13 protein-coding genes are annotated in these 15,107 nt (G+C 63.4%); 3 read left to right on the forward strand and 10 right to left on the reverse strand.

Annotation, left to right across the window (positions count from 1 at the left end; translation table 11 throughout):
* Positions 1 to 50: 50 nt before the first annotated feature.
* The 10 genes from BMI01S_RS15125 to gyrA form a co-directional block, all read right to left on the reverse strand.
* On the reverse strand, positions 51 to 344 hold the full coding sequence (locus tag BMI01S_RS15125) for a lipopolysaccharide assembly protein LapA domain-containing protein (protein ID WP_028211697.1): 294 nt from the start codon (positions 342 to 344) through the stop codon (positions 51 to 53).
* A 300-nt stretch (positions 345 to 644) separates the two neighbouring features.
* Positions 645 to 968 carry an integration host factor subunit beta gene (locus BMI01S_RS15130; protein WP_028211696.1) on the reverse strand — a complete coding sequence of 108 codons (324 nt, stop codon included), beginning with the start codon at positions 966 to 968 and terminating at the stop codon, positions 645 to 647.
* A 25-nt stretch (positions 969 to 993) separates the two neighbouring features.
* The gene (gene rpsA / locus BMI01S_RS15135) at positions 994 to 2,724 is read right to left on the reverse strand and encodes a 30S ribosomal protein S1 (protein ID WP_028211695.1); all 1,731 of its coding nucleotides are present in this window, start codon (positions 2,722 to 2,724) and stop codon (positions 994 to 996) included.
* A gap of 207 nt (positions 2,725 to 2,931) precedes the next feature.
* Complete coding sequence (gene cmk / locus BMI01S_RS15140) at positions 2,932 to 3,633, reverse strand: (d)CMP kinase (protein ID WP_028211694.1); 702 nt, start codon at positions 3,631 to 3,633, stop codon at positions 2,932 to 2,934.
* A 28-nt stretch (positions 3,634 to 3,661) separates the two neighbouring features.
* A complete protein-coding gene (gene aroA, locus BMI01S_RS15145; RefSeq protein WP_028211693.1) occupies positions 3,662 to 4,966 on the reverse strand; it encodes a 3-phosphoshikimate 1-carboxyvinyltransferase in 1,305 nt (434 codons plus the stop codon).
* A gap of 97 nt (positions 4,967 to 5,063) precedes the next feature.
* Entirely contained in the window at positions 5,064 to 6,005 is a 942-nt protein-coding gene (locus BMI01S_RS15150) for a prephenate dehydrogenase (RefSeq protein ID WP_028211692.1), read from the reverse strand.
* 273 nt (positions 6,006 to 6,278) lie between these two features.
* Positions 6,279 to 7,364 (reverse strand): prephenate dehydratase, encoded by a 1,086-nt coding sequence (gene pheA, locus BMI01S_RS15155; protein ID WP_028211691.1) that lies wholly within the window; start codon positions 7,362 to 7,364, stop codon positions 6,279 to 6,281.
* A 56-nt stretch (positions 7,365 to 7,420) separates the two neighbouring features.
* The gene (serC, locus tag BMI01S_RS15160; RefSeq protein WP_028211690.1) at positions 7,421 to 8,503 is read right to left on the reverse strand and encodes a 3-phosphoserine/phosphohydroxythreonine transaminase; all 1,083 of its coding nucleotides are present in this window, start codon (positions 8,501 to 8,503) and stop codon (positions 7,421 to 7,423) included.
* A gap of 245 nt (positions 8,504 to 8,748) precedes the next feature.
* Positions 8,749 to 9,354, reverse strand: coding sequence for a DUF2059 domain-containing protein (locus BMI01S_RS15165; protein ID WP_028211689.1), 606 nt, complete (start codon positions 9,352 to 9,354; stop codon positions 8,749 to 8,751).
* 197 nt (positions 9,355 to 9,551) lie between these two features.
* Positions 9,552 to 12,155 (reverse strand): DNA gyrase subunit A, encoded by a 2,604-nt coding sequence (gyrA, locus tag BMI01S_RS15170; RefSeq protein WP_028230525.1) that lies wholly within the window; start codon positions 12,153 to 12,155, stop codon positions 9,552 to 9,554.
* Between the two features lie 564 nt (positions 12,156 to 12,719).
* On the opposite strand from gyrA, the gene ompA reads away from it, so the two are divergent.
* The 3 genes from ompA (at position 12,720) to BMI01S_RS15185 (ending at position 15,089) form a co-directional block, all read left to right on the forward strand.
* Positions 12,720 to 13,364, forward strand: a complete 645-nt coding sequence (gene ompA, locus BMI01S_RS15175) for an outer membrane protein OmpA (protein WP_028211687.1) — start codon at positions 12,720 to 12,722, stop codon at positions 13,362 to 13,364.
* Between the two features lie 220 nt (positions 13,365 to 13,584).
* Complete coding sequence (gene ubiG / locus BMI01S_RS15180) at positions 13,585 to 14,283, forward strand: bifunctional 2-polyprenyl-6-hydroxyphenol methylase/3-demethylubiquinol 3-O-methyltransferase UbiG (RefSeq protein ID WP_028211686.1); 699 nt, start codon at positions 13,585 to 13,587, stop codon at positions 14,281 to 14,283.
* Between the two features lie 86 nt (positions 14,284 to 14,369).
* Positions 14,370 to 15,089, forward strand: a complete 720-nt coding sequence (locus BMI01S_RS15185; protein ID WP_028211685.1) for an HAD-IA family hydrolase — start codon at positions 14,370 to 14,372, stop codon at positions 15,087 to 15,089.
* Positions 15,090 to 15,107 lie beyond the last annotated feature (18 nt).

The raw sequence follows: 15,107 nt of genomic DNA on the forward strand, positions 1-15,107 counted from the left end.
AGAGCGGAAATTCAGCCGCACGCGTTTGGCGCGCGGCACGGCAATACGAATCAGATGAGCGGCGGCAGCGGCGGCTCGACGCTCGGCGTGGGCGTTTCACGCGCCACGCGCAGGTCGCGTTTGAGGCGGCCGTTTTCCATGCGCAGCCGGAACACGCCAGGCAGCGCCGAAAGCAGCCCCGCCAGCAGCCCGACAACGAAAAACGCGAGGCCGATCAGGATAAGCGGAGCCTGCCACGAATACCCGGCCAGAAAATTCAGCGTCGTGCTTTGCGTGTTGGCGAGTGCGAGTACGAGCAGCAGCACGAACACCAGCACACGGATCACCCAGGCGATCAATCTCATGAAGGATTCTCTTGGCAGTTGCAAAGACACCGGCCGCACCGGCGAAGCCGGCATGCTGCGCCGCAGCACCAGCCGGGCCGAAGTGTCCCGTATTGTAATTGAACGGCCCGCCCGCCGACACGTGCCAGCGTGCGGGGAGCCAGATCGAAACGCCATGGCGTGCAATCAGCGTCGAAAAGGCGCAGGCGAAAAAAAACGCCGGGGTTGTTCACCCCAGCGCCTTTTACCGGTCCATGCGTTCTGGCCATCTGGCATTGACCGCCGACGACCGCAATCGCCCGATCGAAAACGATCGCGCGCTTACAGGTCGTCGTCCGGCTCTTCCGCCTTCAGCGGCTCGCCCGAATGACGGTCCACGCGCTCGCGCAATTCCTTGCCCGGCTTGAAGTGCGGCACGAACTTCTCAGGCACCAGCACCTTTTCACCCGATTTCGGATTGCGGCCGACGCGCGACGGCCGACGATTCAGGCCGAAGCTGCCAAAGCCGCGAATTTCGATGCGATGACCCTTGGCAAGGGCCTCGGACATCGCATCGAGCATCGTCTTGACCGCGAAATCCGCATCCTTGAGAACAAGTTGCGGAAATCGCGTAGCCAGCTGCGCGACCAATTCAGATTTGGTCATACTTCAGCTTGCCCCCGTTTGAGGCTTACTGGTTCTGGCCGTCGAGCTTGGCCTTCAGCAGTGCGCCCAGGTTGGTCGTGCCGGTGGCAGCCGAACCCGTGTCCGACGACATGCTGCGCAGTGCTTCTTGCGTCTCAGCCGAGTCCTTAGCCTTGATCGACAGGTTGATGCCACGCGACTTGCGATCGATGTTGATGATCATCGCGTTGACCTTGTCGCCTTCCTTCAGCACGTTGCGAGCATCTTCCACGCGGTCTTGCGCGATTTCCGAAGCACGCAGATAGCCTTCGACGTCCGCGTTCAGCGTGATCACAGCGCCCTTGGCATCGACCGACTTGACCACGCCGTCGACGATCGAACCCTTGTCGTTGACAGCAACGAAGTTGCTGAACGGGTCGCCTTCGAGCTGCTTGATGCCGAGCGAGATACGCTCCTTCTCGACGTCGATGCCCAGAACCACGGCCTCGACTTCGTCGCCCTTCTTGTACTTGCGCACGGCTTCTTCGCCGGTTTCGCTCCACGACAGGTCGGAGAGGTGAACCAGACCGTCGATGCCGCCGGGCAGGCCGATGAACACGCCGAAGTCGGTGATCGACTTGATCGCGCCTTGCAGCTTGTCGCCCTTCTTGAAGTTGCGGCTGAAGTCATCCCACGGATTCGGCTTGCACTGCTTCATGCCGAGGCTGATACGGCGGCGGTCTTCGTCGATCTCGAGGACCATGACTTCGACTTCGTCGCCCAGCTGGACAACCTTCGAGGGGGCCACGTTCTTGTTGGTCCAGTCCATTTCCGAAACGTGGACGAGGCCTTCGATGCCCGACTCGACTTCGACGAACGCGCCGTAGTCGGTGATGTTCGTGACCTTGCCGAACAGGCGCGTGCCCGACGGGTAGCGGCGCGAGATGCCTTCCCACGGATCGTCGCCCAGTTGCTTGATACCGAGCGAAACGCGGTTCTTTTCCTGGTCGAACTTGAGGATCTTCGCGGTGACTTCCTGGCCAACCGAGAGAACTTCGCTCGGGTGACGCACGCGACGCCATGCGATGTCGGTGATGTGCAGCAGGCCGTCGATGCCGCCCAGGTCCACGAACGCGCCGTAGTCGGTGATGTTCTTGACCACGCCGTTGACGATCGCGCCTTCCTTCAGCGTTTCGAGCAGCTTTGCGCGCTCTTCGCCTTGCGTGGCTTCGATCACTGCGCGGCGCGACAGCACGACGTTGTTACGCTTGCGGTCGAGCTTGATCACGCGGAATTCGAGCGTCTTGCCTTCGTACGGCGTCGTGTCCTTGACCGGACGCGTGTCGACGAGCGAACCCGGCAGGAACGCGCGGATGCCGTTGACCATGACGGTCATGCCGCCCTTGACCTTGCCCGTGATCGTGCCGGTCACGAGTTCGTTGTTGTCGAGGGCCTTTTCCAGCGACAGCCACGAAGCAAGACGCTTCGCCTTGTCGCGCGACAGGATGGTGTCGCCGTAGCCGTTTTCCAGCGCGTCGATCGCGACGGAAACGAAATCACCCGCCTGAACCTCCACTTCGCCCTGGTCGTTCAGGAATTCCTCGATGGGAATGTAAGCCTCGGACTTCAGGCCAGCGTTCACGACCACGAAGTTGTGGTCGACGCGCACGACTTCAGCGGAGATGACTTCGCCGGCGCGCATGTCCTGGCGGGTCAGCGACTCTTCGAACAGAGCCGCAAAGGATTCGGTATTGGGGGTGGAGGTTTGCAGGTCGGACATAAAAATCTGGATTTGCATGGTTTTCGCTGCTCGACCAGCCAGTCTTGACTGCCGGGCGTTGAGGCCGGAACGCTTGGGTTCGCGGCACAGATGCAAAAGCCACACTGGGTTAAAGGGTTTAACACACGCCCCGGCGCCTTGACTGACGCTATACGGGGCACCTACTCGTACTGCCACTACGACTGCTGTTTTCTACTGCGCACTGCCGTGCTCAACTACTAGTGCTCAACGACTACCGGACAGCCGCAGTTGGCTCGATTCCTGATACCACCGCACGACCTGTTCGACCGCCTGGTCGACGGAGAGCGCCGAAGTATCGAGAAGCTGCGCATCCGCTGCGGGCTTGAGCGGCGCGGCCGCGCGGTTACTGTCGCGCGCGTCGCGTTCACGCAAATCCCGAAGCAAGTCATCCATATTAGCAGAAAAACCTTTTTGGATCAATTGCTTATGCCGGCGGGCCGCGCGGGCCTCCACGCTGGCCGTCAAGAACACCTTCAGGACGGCGTCCGGGAAGATCACCGTGCCCATATCGCGGCCGTCCGCGACGAGCCCCGGAAGCTTGCGAAACGCCCGCTGGCGCGCCACGAGCGCCGTGCGCACGGCCGGATGCGCGGCGATCATCGAGGCCCGGTTGCCCACTTCCTCGGCGCGGATTTCGTTCGAAACGTCAACGCCGTCGAGCTGCGCGAGCCCCTCGCGAAACGTGATATGGAGGTCATCGATCAATTTCGCAAGACGCTCGGCATCGTCCGCGGCAATCGCATAGCGCATGCTCGCGAGCGCCGCCAGACGGTAGAGCGCGCCGCTGTCGAGCAGGTGAAAGCCGAGATGCGCGGCAACCAGCGCCGCCACCGTGCCTTTGCCGGAAGCGGTGGGGCCGTCGATCGTGATGACGGGCGTCGGATAAAAGGGACGGGTCGATTTCATGCGGCAAACGTGCTTGGCTTCGTATCAATCAAGGTTGCGCGAGCGCCAGGAAGCGCTCGAAATAATCGGGGAACGTCTTGCCCACGCACTTCGGGTCGTTGATGCGCACCGGCACGCCGCCAAGGCTCACCAGCGAAAAGCACATCGCCATGCGGTGGTCGTCGTAGGTGTCGATCGCGGCGTTGGGCGTGAGCTTTTCGGGCGGGCGCACGATCAGGTAATCGGGGCCCTCCTCCACATTCGCACCCACCTTGCGCAGTTCCGTGGCCATCGCCGCGATGCGGTCGGTTTCCTTCACGCGCCAGCTTGCGATGTTGCGCAGCGTGGTCGCGCCGTCGGCAAAGAGCGCCGCCACGGCGATCGTCATGGCCGCGTCGGGGATCAGGTTGAAGTCCATGTCGATGGGATCGAGCTTGCCGTGATCGTTGCCGATGCCGCGCACTTCGATCCAGTCGTCGGCGACCGTGACGTTCGCGCCCATGCGCATGAGGGCCGCCGCAAACGCGACATCGCCCTGGATGCTGGAGCGGCCTACGCCTTCCACGCGCACCGGCCCGCCGCCGATCGCGCCCGCGGCGAGGAAGTACGACGCCGATGACGCATCGCCTTCCACCATGATCCTGCCCGGCGACTGGTAGCGCACGCCCGCGGGAATCTCGAAGCGATGCCAGCCGTGGCGCTCGACCTTCACGCCGAAGCGCTCCATCAGCTTGATCGTGATCTCGATGTAGGGCTTGGAAATCAGCTCGCCGTCCACCTCGACGATCGACACACCGTCCTTGGCGCGCACGAGCGGCAGCGTCATGAGGAGCGCCGTGAGGAACTGGCTCGACACGTCGCCGCGCACGCGGATGGGCGCCTCGACCGAAATCGGCGCCGGACGGATGCGCAACGGCGGATAGCCTTCGTTCTCCTCATAGTCGATCTTCGCGCCGATCTGGCGCAGCCCGTCCACCAGGTCGCCGATGGGCCGCTCGTGCATGCGCGGCACGCCGAAGATCCGGTAATCGCCGCCGTTCACGGCGAGCGCCGCCGTGAGCGGACGCACGGCCGTGCCCGCATTGCCGAGGAATAGATCCGCGCGCACTGCCTGAAACGCGCCGCGCGTGCCCTGCACGACGCAGGTGTCGTCCTCGCGCTTGAGCTTCACGCCGAGCTTTTCGAGCGCGTCGAGCATGACGCGCGTGTCGTCGGAGTCGAGCAGGTTCGTGATGGTCGTTTCGCCCTCGGCCAGCGCGGCGAGCAGCAGCACGCGGTTCGAGATGCTCTTCGAGCCGGGCAGACGGATCGTGCCGGACGCACGGGTGAACGGTCCGAGATCGAGGTGTTCCATGAGCGTGTCCTGAGAATGCCTTGTTGCGACCCTGGCGGCGTACGCGCCGCCTGGCGGATTCCTGCTTGCTTGTTTGCGTGCCTGCGTGTTGGTGTGCCTATTTGCCTGGCGCTGCTTCGATGGCCGCCGCGCCCTTGCCGCCGCGTTCCTGCCACGCCTCGCGCGCCGCGCGCGAGCGCGCGAACACGGTTTCGAGCGCGGCCCCGTCGCCGGCGTCGATGGCCGCACGCAGCTTCGCGAGCACCTCAGTGTAGCCGTCGAGCTCCGCCAGCAGCGCTGCGCGATTGGCGAGACACACGTCGCGCCACATTTCCGGGCTGGAGGCAGCGATACGCGTGAAATCGCGGAAACCGCCCGCTGCGAACGAGAACTTCAACTGGGCGTCGGGCGAGGCGAGAATCTGGTCGACGAGCGCGAACGACAGCAGGTGGGGCAGATGGCTTACCGAGGCGAAGACACGATCGTGCTGCGCGGCCGGCATCTCGCCGATCACGGCGCCGGTGGCGCGCCACATCGCGGCAACACGTTCGACCGCCGCAGGCGCGTTTTCCGCGAGCGGACACAGTACGACGTTGCGGCCCACGTAGAGGTCGGCCAGCGCGGCATCGACGCCGCTCGATTCGCGTCCGGCGATCGGGTGACCGGGAACGAACTGCGCGATGCGAGTGCCGAGCGCGGCGCGGGCCGCGGCGATCACGTCGCTCTTGGTGCTGCCGGCGTCGGTGACGATGGTCTCTTGTCCCAGATGCGGCGCGATGCGCTCGAGCAGCGCCTCTGTCTGCGCAACGGGCGCGGCGATCAGCACGATATCGGCGCCGGCGAGTGCGGCGGCTAGCGCAGCTTCGTCATCCAGCGTCGCGGCTGCGTCGATCACGCCCAGTTCGAGCGCGCGCGCGACCGAATGCGCGCTGCGCCCTACGCCGACCACCTGCGCACCGTCTTCGCCATGCGAATCGCGCTCGCGCAACGCGCGAGCAAGGGATCCGCCAATGAGGCCGACGCCGAAAATCACCAGCTTGTTAAACGAAAACGCACTCACGACGTCACCGAAAAAATAGGGATTGCGCGCTCATGGGGCTTCACGATGCGCCCTTCTTCAAACCCGTATTCGCGGGCGACTTTCGAAACCGGTTGTCGGCGACATAAGGGGCGATCGCGCGCACATACGAGGGGGCGAATTGCATGGTCATGCGTTTCTCCAAGGCTCAATGCGGGGCTGGGTTCGTTACCCCGTGCGGTGGCGCTGCGCGCGCCGTATCGCGGACCGGTCCAGACAGGAGGCGCCCGGTTCGGCGCCCTCCCTCCCAAACGCTTACCGTGCGCGCGGATACGAGCCGAGGATCTTCAGGTACGCGGCCTTCTTGCTGAGTTCGCCGAGCGCCGCGGCCACGGCCGCATCCTCGCGATGGCCTTCGAAGTCGATGTAGAAGTAGTACTCCCACGTGCTGCCAACGCGCGCCGGACGCGATTCGAAACGCGTCATCGAGACGCCGTGGCGCGCGAGCGGCTCAAGCAGCTTGTAGACCGCGCCCGGCTCGTTCTTCACCGAAACGATCATCGACGTCTGATCATGACCCGTCGCGCCCGCCGGCTGCTTGCCGATCATCACGAAGCGCGTGCGGTTGTGCGGATCGTCCTGGATCAGTGCACTGGCGATCAGGAGACCGTAATGCGTGGCGGCGCGTTCGCCGGCAATCGCGGCGATCGTCGGGTCGGCGGCGGCGAGACGCGCGGCCTCGGCATTGCTCGACACGCTCTGACGCTCCAGCTGCGGAGCGTTCGCGGTCAGCCAGTGCTGGCATTGTGCGAGCGCCTGCGGGTGCGCGCACACGCGCGTCACGCCCTTGAGGTTGCCGCTTTGCGTCAGCAGGTTGTGCTGGATCGGCAATGCGATCTCACCGCCGATGACCAGCTGCGTTTCCAGGAAGAGGTCGAGCGTGCGCGAAACGGCGCCCTCGGTCGAGTTCTCGACCGGTACGACGCCGAACTCGGCGGCGCCCGCTTCGACCGAGCGAAACACCTCGTCGATCGACGGGCACGGCAGGCCTTCGATCGACTGCCCGAAGTACTGGTACATCGCCTGCTCGCTGTAGGTGCCGACCGGCCCGAGGAACGCAGCGGAAATCGTCTTCTCGAGCGAGCGGCTCGCGGCCATGATCTCGCGCCAGATCGCGCTGATGTGATCGCCGCCGAGCGGGCCTTCGCTCATTGCCTGAAGGCGCTCGATTACCTGAAGCTCGCGCTCGGGGCGAAACACCGGCGCGTTGAAATGTTTCTTGACCTCGCCGACTTCGAGCGCGACGGATGCGCGCTGGTTCAGGAGCGCGATGAGCTGCGCGTCGATCGCGTCGATGCGTTCGCGCAGCGGCTTGAGTTGGGAGTTGAGTTCGTCGTCCATGCGTGAGACCGGCAATCTGAAAGGATGCGCGCGGCGCTCGGGGCTTCCCCCGGCGCTTACGCGTGCTTCGCCTCGAATTCCTTCATGTACTCGACCAGCGCCTTCACTGCCTCGAGCGGCACCGCGTTGTAAATCGATGCCCGCATGCCGCCGACGGACTTGTGGCCCTTCAGCTGCAACAGCCCGCGCTCCCTGGCGCCGGCGAGGAAATCTGCGTTACGTGTTTCGTCGGCGAGGAAGAACGGCACGTTCATCCGCGAGCGCGCGCGGCGCTCCACCTTGTTGATATAGAAGCTGCTTGCGTCGATCGTTTCGTAGAGCAGCTTCGCTTTTTCGACATTGCGCGCCTCGATGACTTCGAGACCGCCCTGGCGCTTCAACCACTTGAACACGAGCCCCGCGATATAGATCGCGTAGGTCGGCGGCGTGTTGTACATCGAGTTGTTCGCGGCCACGGTCTTCCATTCGAACGCCGAAGGGCAGATCGACATCGAGCGGTCGAGCAGGTCTTCGCGCACGATCACGACCGTCACGCCCGCCATGCCGATGTTCTTCTGCGCGCCACCATAAAGCACGCCGTACTTGGCGATGTCCATCGGGCGCGAAAGGATGTGCGACGAGGCGTCGGCCACGAGCGGAATATCGCCGAGATCGGGAATCTCGAACGTCTCGACGCCGTCGATCGTCTCGTTCGTGCACAGGTGCACGTAGGCCGGGTCGTCGGAGAGTTGCCACTCGCTCTTCGGCGGCGAATGCGTGAAGCCGGCCTCGGTGCGGCCCGTCGCGGCGATATGCGCTTCACCGTACTTGAGGGCTTCCTTCTGCGACTTCTGCGACCATGAGCCCGTGATCACGAAGTCCGCGCGCGGCTTCGTGCCGAACAGGTTGAGCGGCACGATGGCGTTCTCGCCAATGCCGCCGCCCTGCAGGAACAGGATCTGGTGACTCGCGGGCACCTGCATCAGCTCGCGCAGATCGAGCAGCGCCTCGCTATGGATCTGCATGAATTCCGGACCGCGATGGCTCATCTCCATCACGCCCATGCCGCTGCCGTGCCAGTCGAGCATTTCGTCGGCGGCCTGACGCAGGACCTCTTCGGGCAACGCTGCCGGTCCGGCTGAGAAGTTGTAGACGCGCATCGTAAAAGAGATCCCCGAGGCTGGCGCTGTCGCCACTGTGGCCGTTGTGGAAAAAACCACCGCCGGAACACACGCCAAAAAGAAAAATGGTCGCTTGCGCTCACGCGCAAACGACCATTATCGCATTGTCGCCAGGAACCCGCCAACGCGGGCCTTCCACGGCGCATTGCTACATCGGGCGCTACATCCGGCCCCGTTACCCTGCTGAAGGATCGGGGCCCAGGGAGCGCGCGATGCCAGAAGGCTTACTTGGCGACCTTGACCGAAGCGACTTCCTTGTCGGCCTGGTCGCGCGTTGCCTTGATCGACTGCGGCATGTACTTCTGCATCAGGCTGTTCACGACGTCGCGGCCAACCTGGTCTTGAACCTGAATGAACTTGCGGCCGGTCGGGCTGCGGTAGAACGTGGTCAGGTCCTTGATTTCCTGCGTGCTGTAGTACTTCGCGTAAGCGTCGTACTGAGCTTCCATGGCGTCCTGCTTGAACGAGTCGGTCGCGAAGACCTGGCCTGCCGAGTCAACCAGCTTCGGCACGGCGTTCTTTTGCAGCGACGGGACGGCAGCCTGCTTTTGCTTGTCCGTCATCGTCTTGTTTTCCGAGAGCGCGTCCGACAGGATGGCCGGGACGAGCTGCTTGGCTTGCATCTGGGCGCTGTTGCCGATCGCGCCGACGAGCTTCTGTGCGTCGATCGCGTCGAGCAGGTCCTTGATCGCGGCTTGCTTCGCCGGATCGACGGGTGCTGCTGCCGCGGCCGGTGCCTGGGCGGGCGCCTGGTTCTGGAGCGCCTGAGCCATGGCAAACGTCGGCACGAGAGCGGCCAGCAACATCACCTGCTTGAATCGTTTTTGCATCATTACTCCCTTTGAGAAATTAATCGAGTTGCGCTGCCGCGCGGACCGCGGGGCGCTGCTCGCCCGCCGCCCGATCCGCCCGGCACACCATTCATTTAGCTGACAGTAACAAGATTCACTGAAACCCACCTTAAAGGCACGCGCGTAAGGGGATCGCTTGAGCGCACACTACATGCTCGCGGGCACCCCCCGGCGCGTCACTCCTCGGCTTCGCCTTCGGCTGGCTCGCCCTCGCCCTCGGCGTCCGCCTCGGCGATCTGCTGCAGTCCTGAGAGCTTCGTACCTTCGTCAAGGCTGATGAGTGTAACACCTTGCGTTGCGCGTCCCATTTCGCGGATCTCCGATACGCGGGTGCGAATGAGCACGCCCGTGGTCGTGATCAGCATGATCTCCGCTTCGGGATCGACCAGTGTGGCCGCAACCACCTTGCCGTTGCGCTCCGAAGTCTGGATCGCGATCATGCCCTTCGTGCCGCGGCCATGGCGCGTGTACTCCGTGATCGGGGTGCGCTTGCCGTAACCGTTCTCGGTCGCGGTCAGCACCGATTGCTGCTCGTCACCCGCCACGAGGAGCGCGATGACCTGCTGGTTGTCTTCGAGCTGCATGCCGCGCACGCCGCGCGCTTCGCGGCCCATGGGTCGCACGTCGTTCTCGTCGAAGCGCACGGCCTTGCCGGCGTCGGAGAACAGCATCACATCGTGCTCGCCGTCGGTGATGGCAGCGCCGATCAGGTAATCGCCGTCGTCAAGACCGACCGCAATAATACCCTTGCGCAACGGACGGCTGAAGGCTTCGAGCGGGGTCTTCTTGACGGTACCCAGCGCCGTGGCCATGAAGACGAACTTGTCGGCCGAGAATTCCTTGACCGGCAGCACGACCGTGATCTTTTCGCCGTCCTGCAGCGGGAACATGTTGACGATCGGACGGCCACGCGAATTGCGCGAACCTTGCGGCACTTCGTACACCTTCACCCAGTACACACGGCCGCGATTGGAGAAGCACAGGATGTGATCGTGCGTGTTGGCGATGAAGAGCGTGTCGATCCAGTCGTCTTCCTTCATCTGGGTCGCCTGCTTGCCGCGACCTCCGCGCTTCTGCGCGCGATATTCCGACAACGGCTGCGATTTCACGTAACCCGAGTGCGACATGGTCACGACCATATCCTGCGGCGTGATCAAGTCCTCGGTATTGAGCTCGGTGGCGTTCAGTTCGATCTTCGAGCGGCGGGCGTCGCCGAATTCACCCTTGATCGAGGTGAGTTCCTCGGAGATCATGACAGTTACGCGCTCGGGGCGCGCAAGAATGTCGAGCAGGTCGGCGATCTGCGCCATGACTTCGCGGTACTCGCCGATGATCTTGTCCTGCTCCAGCCCGGTCAGGCGCTGCAGACGCATTTGCAGGATTTCCTGCGCCTGCGTGTCGGACAGACGGTAGAGGCCGTCGGCCTGCATACCATATTGCGGGTTCAGCCCTTCCGGACGGTAGGCTTCGCGACCGCCCACCGCCGAATTCTCCTGCTCCGCGCGCGTGAGCATCTCGCGCACGAGCGACGAATCCCACGAGCGGTTCATCAACTCCTGTTTCGCGATCGGCGGCGTGGGCGCGGCCTTGATGAGCTCGATGAATTCGTCGATGTTCGCGAGCGCCACGGCAAGGCCTTCGAGCACGTGGCCGCGCTCGCGCGCCTTGCGCAGTTCGTAGACCGTGCGCCGCGTGAGCACTTCGCGACGGTGCGAGAGGAAATGCTCGAGCATTTCCTTCAGGTTCAGCAGCTTCGGCTGATTGTCCACCAGCGCGACCATGTTCATGCCGAACGTGTCCTGGAGCTGCGTCGCCTTGTAAAGATTGTTGAGGATGACCTCGGGCACTTCGCCGCGCTTGAGCTCGATCACGACACGCATGCCGCTTTTGTCCGACTCGTCGCGAATATCAGAAATACCTTCGAGCTTCTTCTCGTTGACGAGCTCGGCGATGCGCTCGAGCAGCGAGCGCTTGTTCACCTGGTACGGCAGCTCGTCGACGATGATCGCCATGCGCTGGCCGCGATCGATTTCCTCGAAGTGCGTGGCTGCGCGCATCACCACGCGGCCGCGGCCGGTGCGATAGCCGTCGCGCACACCGGCGACGCCGTAGATGATGCCGGCGGTCGGGAAATCGGGGGCGGGAATGATCTCGATCAGCTCGTCGATCGTTGCCTGGGGATTTTTCAGCAGATGCTGACAGGCGTCGACAACTTCGTTGAGATTGTGCGGCGGGATATTCGTGGCCATGCCGACCGCGATCCCCGACGAACCGTTGATGAGCAGGTTCGGGATGCGCGCGGGCAGGATCTGCGGTTCGTTTTCGCTGCCGTCGTAGTTCGGCCCGAAGTCGACGGTTTCCTTGTCGATGTCGGCCAGGAGCTCATGGCCGATCTTCGCCATGCGGATTTCGGTGTATCGCATCGCTGCGGCGTTGTCGCCGTCGATCGAGCCGAAATTGCCCTGGCCGTCGACCAGCATGTAGCGCAGGGAGAAGTCCTGCGCCATCCGCACGATCGTGTCGTAGACAGCCGTATCGCCATGGGGATGGTACTTACCGATGACGTCGCCGACGATACGCGCCGACTTCTTGTAAGCACGGTTCCAGTCGTTGTTGAGCTCGTGCATCGCGTAGAGCACGCGCCGGTGCACGGGCTTCAGGCCGTCGCGAACATCCGGAAGTGCTCGCCCGACGATCACGCTCATCGCGTAATCGAGATACGAGCGGCGCATTTCCTCCTCGAGGGAGATTGGCAGAGTCTCTTTCGCGAATTGATCCATTATCGATGTCTTGTTTGGGCACGCGCAGGGCTAGCGCCCTGTCCCGGCAAGCGGGGCAGAGGTCACCAACGGCCACTGCCGAAAGCCCAGCTGTCGCATGGACGCCGCGGACGCAGCGCATCACGCGATTCTACCATGCGAGACACCCTCGCCCGCCGTCTACGTATACCTATTAGAGGGGCGCGCGCGAAGGGCTCAAAACCGCAAGGAGCGTGGCGCAAACGCCGCAGTGACGACGCGAATCAGATTCGCCGCGACTGATTTGGGTGACAATGTGGCACGCACACTCGACCCAGGCGCATTACCAGGTAAAATTGCGGGAACTTTTTGTTGCGGGCCCACCACATTCGGCGCGCCGCCGCCCAAAAGGGGCGGATTTTTTTATCGTCGGACGGGAACGATATGGCAAAATGCCAACGCACAAACTTAGACACTGCTCGAAGTCTACACAACGCAAACCGTGCCCCACAACCTGGCAATGTTATACTTCGAGCAATGTATGACTTGTCTTCGTCATATAGCTCGCAGTAAACCTGCGGTAATCTCAATTTCGAGAGGAGAAATATGAATAAACTTTCAAAGCTCGCGTTCATTGCAGCTACCGCAGTTGTGGCTGCATCCGCTCAGGCACAATCGGTGCCGGCGTCGCGACAAGCCGTCAATGACAACTGGGTGAATGGTACCGGCGAATACGTGTGGATGAACGGCACGAACGAGCTTTGCTGGCGCGATGCATTCTGGACGCCGGCCACCGCCAACGCCAAGTGCGATGGCGCCCTGGTCGCCCAGGCACCGCAACCGCCGGTCGCTCCGCCGCCGCCGGCCATCAGCAGCCAGAAGATCACGTACCAGGCTGATGCCCTGTTCGACTTCGACAAGGCTATCCTGAAGCCGGCTGGTAAGGAAAAGCTGGACGATCTGGCAGGCAAGATTCAGGCGCTGAACCTCGAAGTCGTCGTCGCAACGGGCCACACCGACCGTATCGGCTCGGCTGCCTACAACGACCGTCTGTCGCTGCGCCGCGCGCAAGCCGTCAAGTCGTACCTGGTTAGCAAGGGTGTTCCGGCCGACCGTATCTACACGGAAGGCAAGGGCAAGCGCAACCCGGTTACCACGGGCTGCAACCAGAAGAACCACAAGGCTCTCATCGCCTGCCTCGCACCGGACCGTCGCGTGGAAGTCGAAGTCGTCGGCACGCAAAAGCAGTAATCGCGAGCTTTCGACCGTAAGCCTCAAGAGCCCCGCTTCGGCGGGGCTTTTTTCATCCCGCCCCATCCCTTTATTCCCCTTTCATTTCGCCTGTTTCCGCCCGGCTTTATCGTTTTGGAAAGTTTTACGGCACGGCGTGGCATTTTGCCGCCCTGCTCACCCGCCTATATACTCGGGGTTTATTCTTTCCGACCCGCACCGCGCTTCAGGCTGCTACGACATGACGAATGCCGACCCCCACGAGTTGCAGAAATTCAGCGATCTTGCTCATCGCTGGTGGGATCCGAACGCCGAATTCAAGCCGCTGCACGACCTCAACCCCATTCGCCTAGGCTGGATCGATAGCCATGCGCATCTGCCGTCCAAACGCGTGCTCGACATCGGGTGCGGCGGGGGCATCCTGTCAGAATCGATGGCGGGACTTGGCGCCAGCGTCAAGGGCATCGACCTCTCGAACGAGGCGCTCGGCGTGGCCGACCTGCATAGTCTGGAAAGCGGCGTGACGGTCGACTACGAGTTGATCGCGGCCGAGGCGATCGCTGCGCGCGAGCCGGCGTCGTACGACGTCGTGACCTGCATGGAAATGCTCGAGCACGTGCCGCAGCCCGCCGAGGTCGTCAAAGCCTGCGCGACACTCGTGAAGCCGGGCGGCTGGGTGTTCTTCTCGACGCTCAATCGCAACGTGAAGTCGTACCTTCTCGCCGTGATCGGCGCGGAATACATCGCCAAGATGCTGCCCAAGGGCACGCACGACTACGCGCGATTCATCCGCCCCTCGGAGCTTGCCGCCTTCGTGCGTGACGCCGGACTGCGCGTCGCCGACATCAAGGGCATCACCTACAACCCGCTCACGCGGCAATTCGCGCTTTCGAACGATTCGAGCGTCAATTACATGATTGCCTGCCGGCGCGACGCCTGACGGGACTTCTGCGATCGGCGCCGCCGGATCATCGGCTCCGGCGGCAGTCCCTCTACATCGGCGCGCCGCGCCACTCCCTCCGTGACATGAACCCATCCACCCACGCCCAATCCGCGACGGACAGCGCCGCGCTGGCCGCCTGCGACGCCGTGCTGTTCGACTTCGACGGCACGCTCGCCGATACGGCCCCCGACCTGGCGGCCGCCGTCAACCAGATGCGCCACGCACGCGGCCTCGCGCCCGCCCCGCTCGAAAAACTGCGCCCGCTCGCTTCGGCCGGCGCACGTGGCCTCATCGGCGGCGCGTTCGGGATCGGCCCCGACGATCGCGAGTTCGCTGCCATGCGCGAAGAATTTCTCGCGAATTACGAAGCGAATCTGCGTATTGAGACGGCACTCTTTGCCGGAATAGACGCCGTCCTCGACGACCTGGACGCCCGCCGCGTGCGCTGGGGCATCGTGACCAACAAGGTTGCGCGCCTCACCGAGCCGCTCGTGAAACTCATGCATCTCGACACGCGCGCGAGTTGCGTGGTGAGCGGCGACACGACGCCCTACTCCAAGCCGCATCCCGCCCCGTTGCTGCACGCGGCCGAGGCGCTCGGCATGGCGCCGCAGCGCGTCGTGTATGTCGGCGACGACCTGCGCGACGTGCAGGCGGGCGCCGCGGCCGGCATGGCCACGATCGCCGCCGCTTATGGCTACTGCGGCAACGACGTGCCGCCTGCGCAATGGAATGCGCAATATCTGGCCGACACTACGGCAACGCTGTTCGCCCTGCTCCAGCACGTCGGCAAGCGGGACTGAGCGGTTTTTGCGCGGTGA

This window comes from Paraburkholderia mimosarum LMG 23256 = NBRC 106338 (assembly GCF_000739815.1).
Lineage (GTDB): Bacteria > Pseudomonadota > Gammaproteobacteria > Burkholderiales > Burkholderiaceae > Paraburkholderia > Paraburkholderia mimosarum.